Here is a 13,880-nt window from a genome sequence, read left to right on the forward strand (position 1 = left end):
CATTTGCAGGAGTGTTTCTAGTTGCTCGGTCAACTGAGCAATAATTAAAGTGGGTGTCCTAGGTACTCCTTCCGATACAGCAATAACAGCCTCCGGTCAGCACCTGTTAGCATAGTTAACAGGTGCTGACTAGAAGATGTTCCTTTCGTTTTGTTAGTAGTAGTTACTGACAATGTTCTGGAATAGTTAGATGATAAAGTGAATCAAGTTCTTTAACTTCTTTTAATGTAGAGCAATCTAAAGAGTTATTGCCGCTGAGATACAATGCTCCTAGTCTATTTAATGGAATAAGAGGAGATGCATCAAGTATGTTATTTTGCGATAGGAAAAGCATTTTCATAGCCGTTAATCCTGATAGTGGAGTAATGTCTGAGACTCCGGTATTTGCGAGCCTTAATGCGAAAATATTGGTTAGGTCAGCTAGAGGAGATAAGTCTGTTATGCCCTGATTGTCATTTAGATTCAGGTGTTCTAATGATGTTAGGCTTGATAAGGGACTTATGTTTGTTACTTTATTTTTAGTTAAGTTGAGCTCAGTTATGTTAACAAATTGCTCTAAGCCTTTCAGTGAGCTTATATCGTTATCGTAACAAGTCAAATAAGTAATGTCGTTAATATCAACGATTGTCTTTCCTACAGTTATACAATGTAATAAGTTTACATCCTCAATTAAATTCAAATCGGCGGGGCTAGATAAACAGTTGTTATAACTTAAAATATTAGTTTCTTTAAGTTCAAGCTTTAAGCGCGCAATATCCTCACATAAAATATTATAAGAATCATGAAGTTCTAAAGTTTTTAATGCTGTTAATTTAAATAAGCTATCAATGTTTGTAACTTCAGTGAGCCCACGTAGTGATAAAGTTTTTAGGTTTGTGAGGTTATCTAAAGCGTCAATATTTTTAATTGGATTTTCAGATAAAGACAAAACTTCGAGTTCAGTCAATTCTGAAATAGGGCTAATGTCTTCAACATCGTTGGCTGATAAATCTAACCTTTTTAGCGTTACTAAATTTTTAATTCCGCTAATGTCAGCAATAGCGTTACCTGTCAGGTTTATCTCTTCTAAATAAGGGCTAACAACCGTGTTTAGCTCGTCAATTGATGTTAAACCACTTGCACTAGCATCAAGCTTTTCAATGGATTGAAGTTGACTAAAATTAAATAAAGTATCGAGCTGTGCTGAGGATACATTAAGCTCTTTTAAATTTGTTAGGTATGACAACGTGTCTATATTTTCTAACCTATTACTATTTAAGTCTAATCTTTCCAAAGATGATAAATTCTTCAAAGGTGATATATCAATTATTCCTCTACCATACGAATAATACAAGTTGCTTAGTTCTAGCTCTTTTAAACTCGTTACTTCGGCTAAAGGTGATAAATCGTCTAAGTTTTGGTTATTGCTAGCCCTTAAAACTTGGAGTTTTGATAAGTGAATTAAATGGCTAATATCAGATAGGCGGGCGTTACCACTTATGTCTAACTCTTTTATTTCAGTTAACTTGGACAAGAACGATATGTTGCTTAAATTAGAAGAAGCTACACTAAGGTAGGTCAATTGGGTTAAAGCTTCTAAACTATTTAACGACTCAATTCTTAGATTATTGATTTCAAGCGTTTCTAGCTGTTTTAGAGGTTCTAGCGTTTTGATATCAAGTACGCCTGAATTGGCTCTGTTTAGTGTTAAGTGCTTTAAATTTACAAGTTTGGAAATCGGATTAAAATCAGACAATGCGGTTTCAGACACATCTAGCTTAAGTAATTGAGTTTGGTTTATAAGTGCGCTTAAGTCAGAGAGTCTTAAATTATGTGAAACATTCAGGCTAGTTAGTTTAGTCCAGTCCACTAAGAAACTAAGAGAAGTTAAGTTTAGATCGGTAAGTGAAAGGCTTTCAATGTTGGCTAATCTATGAAATTCATCCAAGTTAGTTATTTCGAAATTATTTAAACTTAACGAAGTGAGTGAAGTCAGCTGCGCAATATCGTCTGCATCTATCTTGCTATAGGTATATGGAGCACTATTTAGAGACAGTGATTGTAACGAGCTAATTTTTTTTATGTCTTTACTAATATTATCAATTGTCGCATGTGTGAGCTGCAAATCCTTTATGTTATTTAATTCAGTTAACCAGCTGACATTACTTAGCTTGTTGCTTTGTATGTTTATTTTCTCCAATCGCGTAAATAGTTCAATGCCCTTTAAACTTTCGATTGATTCGCTTATACACTCTAAAGATTCTATGCCTAAGTCCGCGTTCTCGTATTGAGAGATACACATGTTTAAGCCTGCGTTATCAATAAGATGGTCTTCAATGTTTTGATACGCTTTTAGTGTAATTTCAACTATCTGTTTAGCCGTTGCTGAATCATTGTCAGTAACAGTTAACTCAAATGTAACTATTTCATCTTGTTGTAAATCGGGTGCAACAAAACGTAATTCTGATTCATTTGCAGCAAATTGAACAATGTCTGTGCCTGAAGTTTGCTGCCACAAATACTGCGTGATACTACCGTCATTATCACTTGCATCAGGTGTAACTGTAACCGTTTGTCGTTCGTATACTTCGACAGGAGAAAACGCTGAGATAGTTGGAGCATCGTTTACGACAGCAGGAGTTGAATCTTTTTTACTATCGGAGCCACCGCCACAACCTATGAGAAATGAAGAGAGAGCAAATGCAACTAGCTTGCGAGAGAGTGTTTTGTTCACAAAAAATCCTTTTAAATTTAATATGGTATATTTGATTTGATAAAAACATGAATAATACGTTAAAGGAGGTGGCGTACACAATATGTATGGGGCTACAGGTGAGTTTATAATCGAGATTAAAAGTTTAAAAGCAACCAGTGTGGTAATTGTTGGGGGCAGTTAGCCGAGCTGTTGCACAATGCAAGATTTGACCCCTTCGCTTTTTATTTAATTTATTGATTCCCATATAAACTTTGTACTGATCCAATCAGTGTTTTAGTAAGTTTGCTGTGTTAAATTACTTTTAAAAAATTGATGGAGTCAGGCTTTATGTTTATTGGAAAGCTATCTAAAAAAGTCGGAATAAGTATTAAGGCAATAAGATACTATGAAGAAATTGGTTTAATTAAGCCTGCGCAGAGAGAAGGTAAATATCGAGTCTATGACGAAAGCTATATTCCGGTGTTAGAGATGATAAAACTCGCTAAAAAGCTTGGTTTTACATTGGATGAACTAAAAGACATCGCTCAATCCAAAACTCAGCAAGGGTTAGTACCTATCACTCAATTAAGGCAAGCGCTAGATAAAAAGCGTACTAATGTTGTTGAGTAAATTGAAATACTTAATCAAACGCTGTCAGATATGGCGTTGCTGGAAGCACAAGTTATGAAATACAACCAATGCTTAGTGAGTGACTTACCAGTGCCTGACTTTACTAAATAAAAATATTTTACATATGCTGTTGACTCTCCCCTATACGGGAGAGTTTAGGATGAAGGCCTCAGTCAATTAACAGGTCACAAACATGAAAACAGCATTTATTACAGGCGCAACATCAGGCATAGGTTTGGCCTTTGCGAAAGAATTATCTACGCAGGGGTACTCTTTAATACTCCATGGTAGAAATGAAGAAAAGTTAGCTAGATTACAAGATGAAATTGCAGGTGTAGTTTCAAATGTATGCTTAGACTTGTCCCAAACCAATGCCCACAATGAACTAATAAAACGGCTATCGCAATATGAGAATACTATTGATATTGCTATAAATAATGCGGGTTTCGGCTTACATGGGGCGCACTGTGAATTACCGCCTAAGCAAGTACACGCTGTGATTTCTGTTAACATTTCGGCTCTCACCCATTTAAGCGAGTTCTTCGCAAAACGAATGGAAAAGCAAGGCCTCGGCTATATCCTGAATGTTGCCTCTACGGCAGCTTACCAACCCCAGCCATACATGGCTGCCTATGCAGCAAGTAAAGCCTACGTTGCTAGTTTTAGTGAGTCGTTAGCGATTGAAATGAAAAACAAGGGGGTGAGTATTACCTGCTTGTCACCAGGTAGAACTGATACGGGTTTCTTTAGTTTTAATGGTGATGACGTGTCGAGTAGAGGGGGAGGCACTTTCTCATCAAAATATCGTGTAAGCCCAGAAAAAGTAGCGAAACTTGGCTTAAAAGCATTATTTAAAGGTAAATACCGTGAGGTGCCGTTTTTAAACAATAAATTTTACGTATTTTTCAACCGCATATTGCCAAAAACCATGCTGCTTAAAATATACAGCCAAGCAATGACAAATATTTAGCTCGACGTTACGAAGGCCGCTTCTCAATTATAAAAAAGCCAGCGTTGAGCTTATTATCGAAGCTGGCTTATAAACTTAGAAATTGAGTTTTTTATAAAGTGCTATGACAAGAAGTCTTCCATCGCTTAAATAGATGTCAGTTTGTTAGTTTTATTTTTAAATCCGAGATAACAAAAAGAAATAATAGTGAAATCAACGGGGTTATAATCAATCTTTAACCCCATTAGAAATTAAAATCAACGACTCTGACCCCATTGAAAAAGACTTCCTACGTGCCTTGCCTTTTTGAGTTCCTCATAGCTTAGTAAAACCAAGTCGCTATACGAGAGTAATAATCAGGTAGTATGTGCTGCTGAACCGAATTAGTTAACGTTGAAGACCAAACACCGCTTTTGTTGCCGTTAGTTAAATAAACCACGACAAAAAACTCATCTAAGTTATTTTGATAAAGTAACCTTGCCCGTAAAGAAGCGCCGCCATCGTGACCCACATGTTGCCAGTTACCAGCGTTATCAATTACCCAACCAGAAGCAAAATAGCTCTCATCATCGTGAAGTTGATGGGGCTGCCAAAAAGCTAACAGTTTGTCCTGCGATACAAGCTTACCTTGTGCTAACGCAGTGATAAACAGGCTCAAATCTTCAGCTGAGGAATAAATACTACCCGCACTGCTTCCATATAGTGGAAAAAAGAACTCACTGGTTTTTAATGTTTTACCGCTATTAGGTCGATAGGCTGCTACCAAGCGCGCTTTAGGCACATTGTTTAAGTCTAGAAACGTATTTTTAAGCCCTAGCGGTGATCATATTTTGTCTTTGACACTTTGCTCATAACTTTGCTGGTACATTTTCTCAATCAGCATACGGACAAGTAAGTAGCCTGTTTGGTTGTATTGTGTTTGTGTATTAGGCTCAAACATCAAAGGTTTATTTTTGATTTCATCAATTACCTCTTGCAAGGTTGCAGGGCCAATAAACTTTCCGTCTTTTACATCATAAAACTCTGGTAACCCTGAGGCATGATTGAGTAACTGTGAAATTGTAATATGTTGCCATGCACTAGGTAAGCCATCTAGGTGCTGTGAAATTGGGTCTGATAGTTGCAATTTACCTTGTTCTGCTAATTGCATAGTTAGGGTGCTCGCAAACAGTTTAGCCACTGAGTAAATCGGAAAAATACTTGTGTCAGAAACCTTCTCTGTACTATTAACCGCCATTACTCCGTGATGGCTTTTATAAAGTTGCTTACCATTTTTTACAACAACTACTGAGGAAGCATTAATGCCGTATGATTCTGTGTTGCTCGCAATTTGTTGTGTAAGTACTGACTGTAAACTTTCATTGTTTTTACAACCACTAAGCAAAAGGCCTAAACCAATAAATATTGGTAACCAACAACGCCTCATAATTTTACTCCCTTAAGAATTTATAATAACTACAATCTAAATGTTGTTTAAACTCAAAATATCGACAATTTATAACATCGAAAATGACACAAAGCTTTTGGTTGCGTATTGCCTTTTATTGGCAAATAACAAGACGCAATTCCACGGTTTATCAAATGGTGTTGAAGAAAACTGCACCAAACAATGAAGTGGAGCCTCAAATCTAAACAAATGAAAAGCTAGATATTTTATTAATATCTCCTTATGACGCGCCTTTTTGCCAAAAAGGTTTAAATAGTTATTAAAAAGTTCGAGTTTAGGGATAACAACGACACCCATTTTATTTGATTTAGTTTGGGTGTTTACTATGTTTAGGGTAAGTACCACTTCTTAAGGATGAGAAGTCATGGCGGTTCCAAGAAAACAGCAAATCAGTCTGGTTGATACTCCTTTCTATCATAAAAAAGAATAACAAAGACACCCACTCTAATTCGATTTAGTTTGGGGGTTTTTCTATGTTTAGGGTAAGTAACACTTCTTAAGGATGAGAAATCATGGCGGTTCCAAGAAAACAATAAATCAGTCTGGTTGAAACGAGATTAATTCAAAATTTTTCTATTGATTTATGAGTGGAATTAACTTTTAAGCATTATGTTACATTTATTTCTTATGGTTTATTCATCATTAAGTTTATCGTATTGATATTTAGCATAAAAACTAGGCCTTAGCTTAAGGATGATTACATGAAACGGATAGCGATTTTAGGAAGTGTACTGGTAACATCGATTGCCTTGTTATCAGGGTGTCAACTAAACACTCCTTCGCAAGAACCAACTTATTCCATCGCTTTCTCATACAAAGTCAATGACGAACGTCACATTCATTTTGCCGATGCAGATGGTAACTACGCTAAGCAAGTGACCAATTTTATCAAAGTAGAAGGCTACCCTTCGGTTTCTCCAGATGGAACAAAAATGGCTTTTTATGGCAAATACGATAATAACAAAACTTGGTCTATCCATATCGTTAATCTTGATGGCTCAGACATTCGCCGAATTACAAATACGCCAAACGTTTGGGATAGCGCTCCATCTTGGTCTGCTGATAGTCAAAATATTACTTTTGCTCGAGAATACAAAAATGGACAAGGTGAGTGGCAAAATGAAATTTGGATTGCTGCTGCGGATGGTTCGAAAACACAACAAATAAAATTGCTTCGAGGTGTAGGGCCTAAATTCATATCTAATAATAGAATATTATTTTTTACTCAGGATACAACTAGCGCTATTTACATCGCTAACGTCGACGGCTCTAACTTGATCCAGTTAACCAATAATGACGCCGAAAATTGGTATCCAGATATTTCACCTAATGAACAAAAGATTGTGTTTATGTCTAATAGAGATGGTAATAGAGAAATTTATATCATGAACATAGATGGTACAAGCCAAACGCGACTGACCTATAACAATGTTGACGATTGGAACCCATCTTGGTCTTCAGATGGTAAAGAAATTATATTTACGTCTGAGGTGCCAAATCAATTTTCCGACATATACAAAATTAATCATGACGGAAGCGAATTGCAAAAGCTGATTACTGGTGCGTCACAAGCTTCATGGATTAAGACACCATAAAAAAATGGTATCGCACATTTTACAGCGGCTGACAAGTGGGTGACCCTTTTACTCATCAATGGGCCTAGCAATTTAGGCCTATTATGTTGATATTAGAAATTACATATCATTCATCGTTTCTACCATCGCCAATGCAACCGCTTTTGATGATTGGTAATTCGTACCAGTAATAATGCGACCATCGATTTGTATGTAAGATTGATTGCGCTCTCTATATGAAAACTTACCGCCACGTTGTTTTATGGTGTTTTCAATATCAAATGGAAATTGTTGATAATAAGCAGCATCTGTTTTTTCAAAAGCGGTTGGGTAACCACTCACTTTGCGCCCAGTAATGAGATATTCGCCATTACTTAGTTTTAGGTTAACAATGCCGGCTGTTCCGTGGCACACCGATGAAACAATGCCATTGTTTTGTTCATATACCGCCATTGCAATTGCTTGCAATGCTTTGTTTTCGGCAACCTGATACATAGCATTACCACCGCCTACATAATGCACCGCTAAATATTGGCTCGCATCTACTTGTTCTGGTGCTAACGTATTTGCTAATAAATACATAAAGTCTTGGTTATAAACAAACTTTTTGTGCTTTTCGTTTGATGTGTTGATATAAGCAAGAGGTAATTTACCACCTTGTGTACTGACAACATCAACCTGATAACCCGCATTAATAAACACTTCATAAGCTTCAACTAACTCAGAAAAACTAACGCCTGTTGGTAAACTAGACTCACCATGATGATCCGCGCTTGAAGTAATAAATAAAACACGTTTATTCATTGCGCCTAACGTATTCACGCAGGGATAATAGGCTTAGAGTAGGTTTGTAGTAGCATACCTAAATAGAGTCAGTGCTATCTCATAGACAACTCACAAGTATCAATAAGCATGTTACAAACAGCTAATAACAAAGATATTGCAATAATTTAAAAAGAGCGGGTTATCCGCTCTTTTTAAAGATTAGAACTTGTAAGTCACGCCGAATGAAAATGAATCGTGATCAATTTTAGCGCTACTTTCATCAACTTTGATTTCGAAATCAGGATGTAAGCTGTAATCTGCATAAACTGCCCAGTTTTCATTAAAGTTATACTGTGCACCTAAACCAAAACCCACGCCAGAATCTGAAAATGCAAACGAACCTCGAGACGGTATGCCCGTTGTTGCACCATTTTCGTCTAACCGGAATTCTACAAATTCGCCTTTAATTTCTGTGTCCAGATACGAAGCATAAGCAAATACGCTAAATGCATCGCTGATAGGGTAAGTGCCTTTGGCTTTTAGTGACCATTGGCTGTCGATGTCCACATACTCTTGTGTGAAATAGTAGGCATCTTTTGCTTCAAACAAATCATCGTTTGAAGAAACAACAACGCTAGCTTCAACAGAGAAGTACTGGTTTACTTGATAACCAGCAACTAGGTCAACAGTTTTAACACTGAAAGAACCGGCATCAGCCTCATTTGGGGAAAGTTTTTGGTTGTTATACGCTGCGCCTAAATAAATGCCATTCGCTAGCGCTGATGAGCTTAATCCTGCTAATGCTAGCGATGAAACAAGTAATACTACCTTTTTCATAATGATCCTTACTAATTAATAGGTTGAGTAATTTTCGGCATTATATTGCTCAATCATTGCGTTGTATCCTAAATGTTGTAACTAATTGTAATAGAAAATGCTTTTTATAATTTTGAATGAAGAACATCCCATTAAATGCAGGTTTGATGCGTGTTGATTTTGCAATAGTTACTTGGCTGTTGTAGTTTGTTGCTTTTGAAGTGATATGTGATCTGCATAGGAATGCAATGAGTAGTGCTATTAATATTTTATACGTTGAAGATGATGTCGCCAGTGCACAAATTTTAACCCTTTATCTTGAAAAGCAAGGTTACCGAGTTAGTCACTTTGATAATGCAGTCGATGCTCAGCGGGCGCTAGATAATTTGGCGTTTCAGTTAGCTATTTTCGACGTTATGATGCCAGGAGGAGATGGCTTCTCTTTATTAAAAAATGCGGCGAAAAAAGACATTCCCAGCATTATGGTGACGGCAAAGGTAACTGAAAGCGACCGCATTCACGGCTTTGACTTAGGCGCTGATGATTATGTGTGTAAACCCTACAGCCCAAGAGAAGTGGTATCGCGTGTTCAAGCGTTGCTTAAACGCAGTTATAAGCATGCAGGAGCGCACCAAGTATGGTTGTTCGGCCAGTTAGAAATTGATGTCGATGCCAAATTGGTAAAACTGGCTGGCGATCATTTAAAACTTACCGCTGTTGAGTTTGCCATTTTGGTTAGTTTAGTCACTCATGCAAAGCGTATTATCTCGCGCGAACAACTGATTGATCTCGTATGGCAAGGGCGTAGCGATATCACCGATAGAGCAGTCGATACCCATTTAGCCAACTTACGTAAAAAATTGGGTGATAGTAAAAAAGATCCAACCTATATTGCCACACACTATGGTCAAGGTTATCAGTTTGTCGCGGCTAAAACACAATGAAATTACGTACCAAATTTACGCTCTTAGTTGCTAGTTGCACTTTTGTATTATTGGGAATTTATTACTTGTTAAGTGTATACACAGCAAGTAATGCATTTGTCGAGTTTAACCAAAAAAGTGTTGTACAAATGACCACCGAGTTACTGGATGATGATGAAGTGGAAGCGCAGATTACTTCGTTGCCATCTAACTTGCCTGTTCAGCAACAACATACCGCGCTATCTCACATCTTTACTGAGCAGTTATTTATTTTGGTGCAAAATGCGCGCGTTATTTTGCCATCAGAAAGTGCGACCGATTTACAGATTACCTATATTGCTGTGGAGCGCGGTCATCAGTTTAAAATAACGCCGCTTAAGCAGTCTCCATTATTAATTCAATTCAGCCAAGAACAGTTACTACTGCATGACCAAACGGGTGAATATGCATTGTTTTGGTTACCCAAAAACACGCTGGAGCGAAAGCACCAACAGTCTTTGTTGATGTCGCGCTTGGCCGATGAATTTATGCTGAGTTTGCTTGGTTTATCTTTGCTTGCTGCGCTCTTATCTTGGTTGGGAGCATGGTACTTTTTAAAGCCGCTAAAATACCTTAAACACAGTTTTAAAGATATTGAAAATGGCAATTTAGACACCCGTATTGAAGTAACCAAACACGATGAGGTAGGTGAAATCCTAGCCAGTTTCAACCGCCTTGCTGCGTGGTTGCAAGGGTTGCATCAGCAATATCGACAAATGAATTCAGACCTTTCTCATGAACTACGTACACCGCTCAACGCCATTCGTTCACGGGTTGAAGCAATGGAAGACGGGATATTACCGATGGAGCCTGAGCAGCTAAGCGTACTTGGTAAAGAGGTTGAATCACTGAGTCAGTTAATTGATGACTTAAGCCTGTTATCGCTGACCGAATCAAATCAGCTGACCTTACAATTTGAAGAAGTTGATATTACACAGCTTATTACTGATTTAATGGCTAAGTATCAGCATCAGGCAAGTTCGCTTGGCATTGTGTTTACATCGGATTTAGCACCAAACACTAAGTTAGTCACCGATGCTAAAAGACTGAGGCAAATATTGGTAAACCTACTTGATAATGCGTTTAAATACGGCTCAGCTGGTCGGTTTATTAAAGTAAGTCTACACGCTTGTGACACGTATGTTGATGTTGCCGTAGAGGACCATGGTGAGGGCATGTCGCAAACTCAACTAGACAATATCTTTGAGCGCTTTTACAGAGTACAAACGTCGCGTAACGATACCAATAGCTTAGGCCTCGGGTTGCCTATTTGTAAGCAACTTGCGGAGCTCTTAAGTGCAACATTGACGGTAGTAAGTGAACCAAATAAAGGCGCAAAGTTTTCATTAAGGCTTTTTAAAAAATCTTGATAATTGCTTAACAATTGCTTTTTAAAGTACACCTAACAAAACAAAGAAGAACAAAGCAGGTGATTTATGAAAGCAATTTTAAGTACAGTAGTTGTGGGTATTATGAGTTTCTCAACTCATGCAAATCAAGAGAACACTAAACCGGTTACAATGCCAATGCAGTTCACACAATATGGCCATGTTATGGTGGATGCTCAGTTAAATAACGCCGACACAGTACCTATGGTTTTGGATACCGCAGCTACTTCAGGCGTTATATCAAATACCCTATTAAATGAGTTGGCATTGCCAGAAAGCGCACTTGAAAAAGAAGAAGTGACCAGTGCAACAAGCAAAATGACTCTCACGCAAGCGAATGTAAATAAAACCCGTGTTGGCCATACTGCGGTGATGGATTTACCTTACATCACACAAGATTTAACCGTGCTTAAAACCGCACAAGGTAAAGTGCCGGGTATTTTAGGGTATGGATTTTTAGAAAAACACTGCACCGTTTTAGACTTTGTTAAAAGTGAAGTGACTTTTTACGCACAAACCTGTTCAGAGCAAGTTACGCATGGTTTAAAATCGCAAGCGTTTTGGCTTGATGAAGAATTTATTAAGTTTAACGTTGAGTTTAATGGCCATAATGTTGATGCGGTGTTAGATACAGGTGCACCTATAAATATTATTAACTCTCACCTATTGGCAAAGCTTGACGTTGAGAAAAAAGACAAAGAAGATCTTAAGGGCCTTCATGGCAAGGCAATACAAAAACAAAAGTTAGGTGAGGTTAGTTTTAATATTGGAGAACATACCGTAACTAGCGCTAAAACAACGGTTTCTGACATGCCAGTATTTATAAAACTCGGCTATGAAAATAAGCCTGTAATACTAATAGGCCTTGCAGATTTCAAAGGCGGAAAATTGGTAATCGACTATCAAGCCAAGCATATTTATTTTTAAATCAATACACTAAAAAATCATCAACGGTTTACCCATTAGGAAATTACAAAAACACCCATTCTAATTTGGTTTAGTTTGGGTGTTTTCCTATGTTTTGGTTAGGGTTATGGGGTTAAAGAGCTAAAAATCACAGCAACCCACTTTATTCTAATTGAGTTATTGTCACTTTAAGCCAATGGGCAAGAGCAGACTTTCCCCATTGAGCAGGCCTTGTTTAAGGTCGTAGTTAAAGCCTTTGTTTAAAAGCTGAATATTCAGTTACGGCTGTGGGTATAGACATGTAGGGGTTGCTACCATGATCAGCACCTTCCGTAAATTGATGAGCCCAAACCAAGTTGTTAGGTGCATTTTCATCGAGCGCTGCTAACAGTCCTTTAAAAGAGCCTGTAATAATAGACGGTTCTTTTGCCCCTAAACTTAAATAAAAAAACTTTGGTGCACCCTCAAGTTTAAATAGGTTCTTTTTAAATTCTTTTACAACCACTGAATCGTCGTACCACGCTGCTGGGCTAAACACGAAATAGGCGTTAAATAGCGAGGGTTGAGTGATCATGGTGTACAACACAAAACTGCCGCCTGCGGAATAACCGCTGAGTGAACGGTCGTCTGATAATTTTGTAATGACTTTCTATGTAGGGCAGCAACTCGGTTGCAATAAAGGCTAAAAACCTATCTGCGCGGCCAAACAGCTCTTTTGCTGTTTGATTAGTTGGGCGCGCGTTAATATTGACGTCTTTTCTCGCAAATGGCGGAACTAAGTCGCGATTTCGTGTATCTGTCCAAAATTGATTTGGTATTGCCACAACGATAGCGTCATCATGCTTGGTAACTGTTTCAGCCCATCTGTCTAAATTAAAATTACCATCGGTTTTAATAATAAGGGATAACTTTTTTGCGCATTGTATTCATCGGGTAAGCGGATAAAAATTTTTCTACTCTCGCCCAAAACGTGAGAGTTAATCACTACATCTAAATAGGGAGATGTGTAGTGGTCAAGATAACGAATATAAGTATAAATAGATGCCAGACTAGCAATTGCGACAAGGGCGAATGAGATTTTTAAAGACTTCATGTTTTATTACTCCTTTTTTTATCAATAACTGTTTGTGTTTTGATATGCAAGGTGCTGTTATTTATTTGTTACAAAAAGAAAAAGTTGAACTATTCACAGTGCGGCATTATTAAATTGTTAAGAGATAAAACAAACGCATCTTTTCGAAAATACTGTTGCCAGCGTCCCGAAAAGGAGTGGCGTGCCAACGGAGGGAATGCGCGCAAATTACTTGCTAAATTAACTGAAAGCCCAATTTTTTACCCTAAAAAAGAATACCTTCCAAACCACTATAATGGTTTGTTGGGAAATGGTTGCCTTTTGAAAAAACTCGATAAAAAGTTTAAATTGATTTACATAAAACCGCTTCAAACTTTCAACTTTTAAAAATGAAATCGCTGCGCCGTTTTTATAAGCGTTGTAATCCACTTAGTTAACTGTCTAAACCGCTAGAGTAGTTGTTTTTATTGAGATATTCGTTGATATTGTTGTTATTTGGGGTTTTAGTCTGACGCCAATTTTGGTACAGTTTTAATGCGTTGTGCAATATGTTGGCGCAGCAAAAGTACCTTTAAACATGTAAAAGGAATTGCATGCAGGTCATAACCATTGATTGTTTGTGATTCCTCAGGAATAAGGATATTCAATGAAATCTACACATTCTTCTTTTAGATTTTTAGCCTGCAGTACTGCGCTA

11 protein-coding genes and 1 pseudogene are annotated in these 13,880 nt (G+C 37.5%); 6 read left to right on the forward strand and 6 right to left on the reverse strand.

Annotation, left to right across the window (positions count from 1 at the left end):
- Window positions 1–163: 163 nt before the first annotated feature.
- A complete protein-coding gene (locus tag C2M30_RS16890) occupies window positions 164–2,713 on the reverse strand; it encodes a leucine-rich repeat domain-containing protein (RefSeq protein ID WP_105172544.1) in 2,550 nt (849 codons plus the stop codon).
- Between the two features lie 309 nt (window positions 2,714–3,022).
- Between C2M30_RS16890 and C2M30_RS16895 the strand changes: the two genes are divergently transcribed.
- Both C2M30_RS16895 and C2M30_RS16900 read left to right on the forward strand, forming a co-directional pair.
- On the forward strand, window positions 3,023–3,304 hold the full coding sequence (locus tag C2M30_RS16895; RefSeq protein WP_105172545.1) for a MerR family transcriptional regulator: 282 nt from the start codon (window positions 3,023–3,025) through the stop codon (window positions 3,302–3,304).
- A gap of 193 nt (window positions 3,305–3,497) precedes the next feature.
- Window positions 3,498–4,274, forward strand: coding sequence for an SDR family NAD(P)-dependent oxidoreductase (locus C2M30_RS16900; protein WP_105172546.1), 777 nt, complete (start codon window positions 3,498–3,500; stop codon window positions 4,272–4,274).
- Window positions 4,275–4,575: 301 nt separating this feature from the next.
- Here C2M30_RS16900 and C2M30_RS21865 read toward each other — a convergent pair.
- A pseudogene (locus tag C2M30_RS21865) lies at window positions 4,576–5,679 on the reverse strand (serine hydrolase domain-containing protein).
- 722 nt (window positions 5,680–6,401) lie between these two features.
- Here C2M30_RS21865 and C2M30_RS16915 point away from each other — a divergent pair.
- Entirely contained in the window at window positions 6,402–7,295 is an 894-nt protein-coding gene (locus C2M30_RS16915) for a DUF5050 domain-containing protein (protein WP_105172549.1), read from the forward strand.
- Between the two features lie 99 nt (window positions 7,296–7,394).
- On the opposite strand, the gene C2M30_RS16920 is transcribed toward C2M30_RS16915, so the two are convergent.
- Window positions 7,395–8,078, reverse strand: coding sequence for a type 1 glutamine amidotransferase domain-containing protein (locus C2M30_RS16920; protein ID WP_234004765.1), 684 nt, complete (start codon window positions 8,076–8,078; stop codon window positions 7,395–7,397).
- A 180-nt stretch (window positions 8,079–8,258) separates the two neighbouring features.
- On the reverse strand, window positions 8,259–8,876 hold the full coding sequence (locus C2M30_RS16925; protein WP_105172550.1) for an outer membrane beta-barrel protein: 618 nt from the start codon (window positions 8,874–8,876) through the stop codon (window positions 8,259–8,261).
- Window positions 8,877–9,103: 227 nt separating this feature from the next.
- On the opposite strand from C2M30_RS16925, the gene C2M30_RS16930 reads away from it, so the two are divergent.
- From C2M30_RS16930 to C2M30_RS16940, 3 genes are all read left to right on the forward strand, one after another.
- Window positions 9,104–9,799 (forward strand): response regulator transcription factor, encoded by a 696-nt coding sequence (locus tag C2M30_RS16930; RefSeq protein WP_105172551.1) that lies wholly within the window; start codon window positions 9,104–9,106, stop codon window positions 9,797–9,799.
- A gap of 65 nt (window positions 9,800–9,864) precedes the next feature.
- Window positions 9,865–11,187 carry a sensor histidine kinase gene (locus C2M30_RS16935; RefSeq protein ID WP_234004766.1) on the forward strand — a complete coding sequence of 441 codons (1,323 nt, stop codon included), beginning with the start codon at window positions 9,865–9,867 and terminating at the stop codon, window positions 11,185–11,187.
- Window positions 11,188–11,253: 66 nt separating this feature from the next.
- Entirely contained in the window at window positions 11,254–12,132 is an 879-nt protein-coding gene (locus tag C2M30_RS16940) for a pepsin/retropepsin-like aspartic protease family protein (RefSeq protein ID WP_105172553.1), read from the forward strand.
- A 226-nt stretch (window positions 12,133–12,358) separates the two neighbouring features.
- On the opposite strand, the gene C2M30_RS21870 is transcribed toward C2M30_RS16940, so the two are convergent.
- Window positions 12,359–12,685, reverse strand: coding sequence for a hypothetical protein (locus C2M30_RS21870; RefSeq protein ID WP_234004767.1), 327 nt, complete (start codon window positions 12,683–12,685; stop codon window positions 12,359–12,361).
- A gap of 294 nt (window positions 12,686–12,979) precedes the next feature.
- Window positions 12,980–13,204 (reverse strand): hypothetical protein, encoded by a 225-nt coding sequence (locus tag C2M30_RS21875; RefSeq protein WP_234004768.1) that lies wholly within the window; start codon window positions 13,202–13,204, stop codon window positions 12,980–12,982.
- Window positions 13,205–13,880 lie beyond the last annotated feature (676 nt).

Source organism: Pseudoalteromonas sp. T1lg24 (assembly GCF_002964745.1).
Classification (GTDB): domain Bacteria; phylum Pseudomonadota; class Gammaproteobacteria; order Enterobacterales; family Alteromonadaceae; genus Pseudoalteromonas; species Pseudoalteromonas spongiae.

Bases quoted from the DNA above. Each gene is read 5' to 3' on its own strand.
- C2M30_RS16895 (WP_105172545.1), top strand. From the start codon at position 3,023: ATGTTTATTGGAAAGCTATCTAAAAAAGTCGGAATAAGTATTAAGGCA.
- C2M30_RS16940 (WP_105172553.1), top strand. From the start codon at position 11,254: ATGAAAGCAATTTTAAGTACAGTAGTTGTGGGTATTATGAGTTTCTCA.
- C2M30_RS16925 (WP_105172550.1), bottom strand. From the start codon at position 8,876: ATGAAAAAGGTAGTATTACTTGTTTCATCGCTAGCATTAGCAGGATTA.
- C2M30_RS16900 (WP_105172546.1), top strand. From the start codon at position 3,498: ATGAAAACAGCATTTATTACAGGCGCAACATCAGGCATAGGTTTGGCC.
- C2M30_RS16930 (WP_105172551.1), top strand. From the start codon at position 9,104: ATGAGTAGTGCTATTAATATTTTATACGTTGAAGATGATGTCGCCAGT.
- C2M30_RS16915 (WP_105172549.1), top strand. From the start codon at position 6,402: ATGAAACGGATAGCGATTTTAGGAAGTGTACTGGTAACATCGATTGCC.
- C2M30_RS16920 (WP_234004765.1), bottom strand. From the start codon at position 8,078: ATGAATAAACGTGTTTTATTTATTACTTCAAGCGCGGATCATCATGGT.
- C2M30_RS21875 (WP_234004768.1), bottom strand. From the start codon at position 13,204: ATGAAGTCTTTAAAAATCTCATTCGCCCTTGTCGCAATTGCTAGTCTG.
- C2M30_RS21870 (WP_234004767.1), bottom strand. From the start codon at position 12,685: ATGATCACTCAACCCTCGCTATTTAACGCCTATTTCGTGTTTAGCCCA.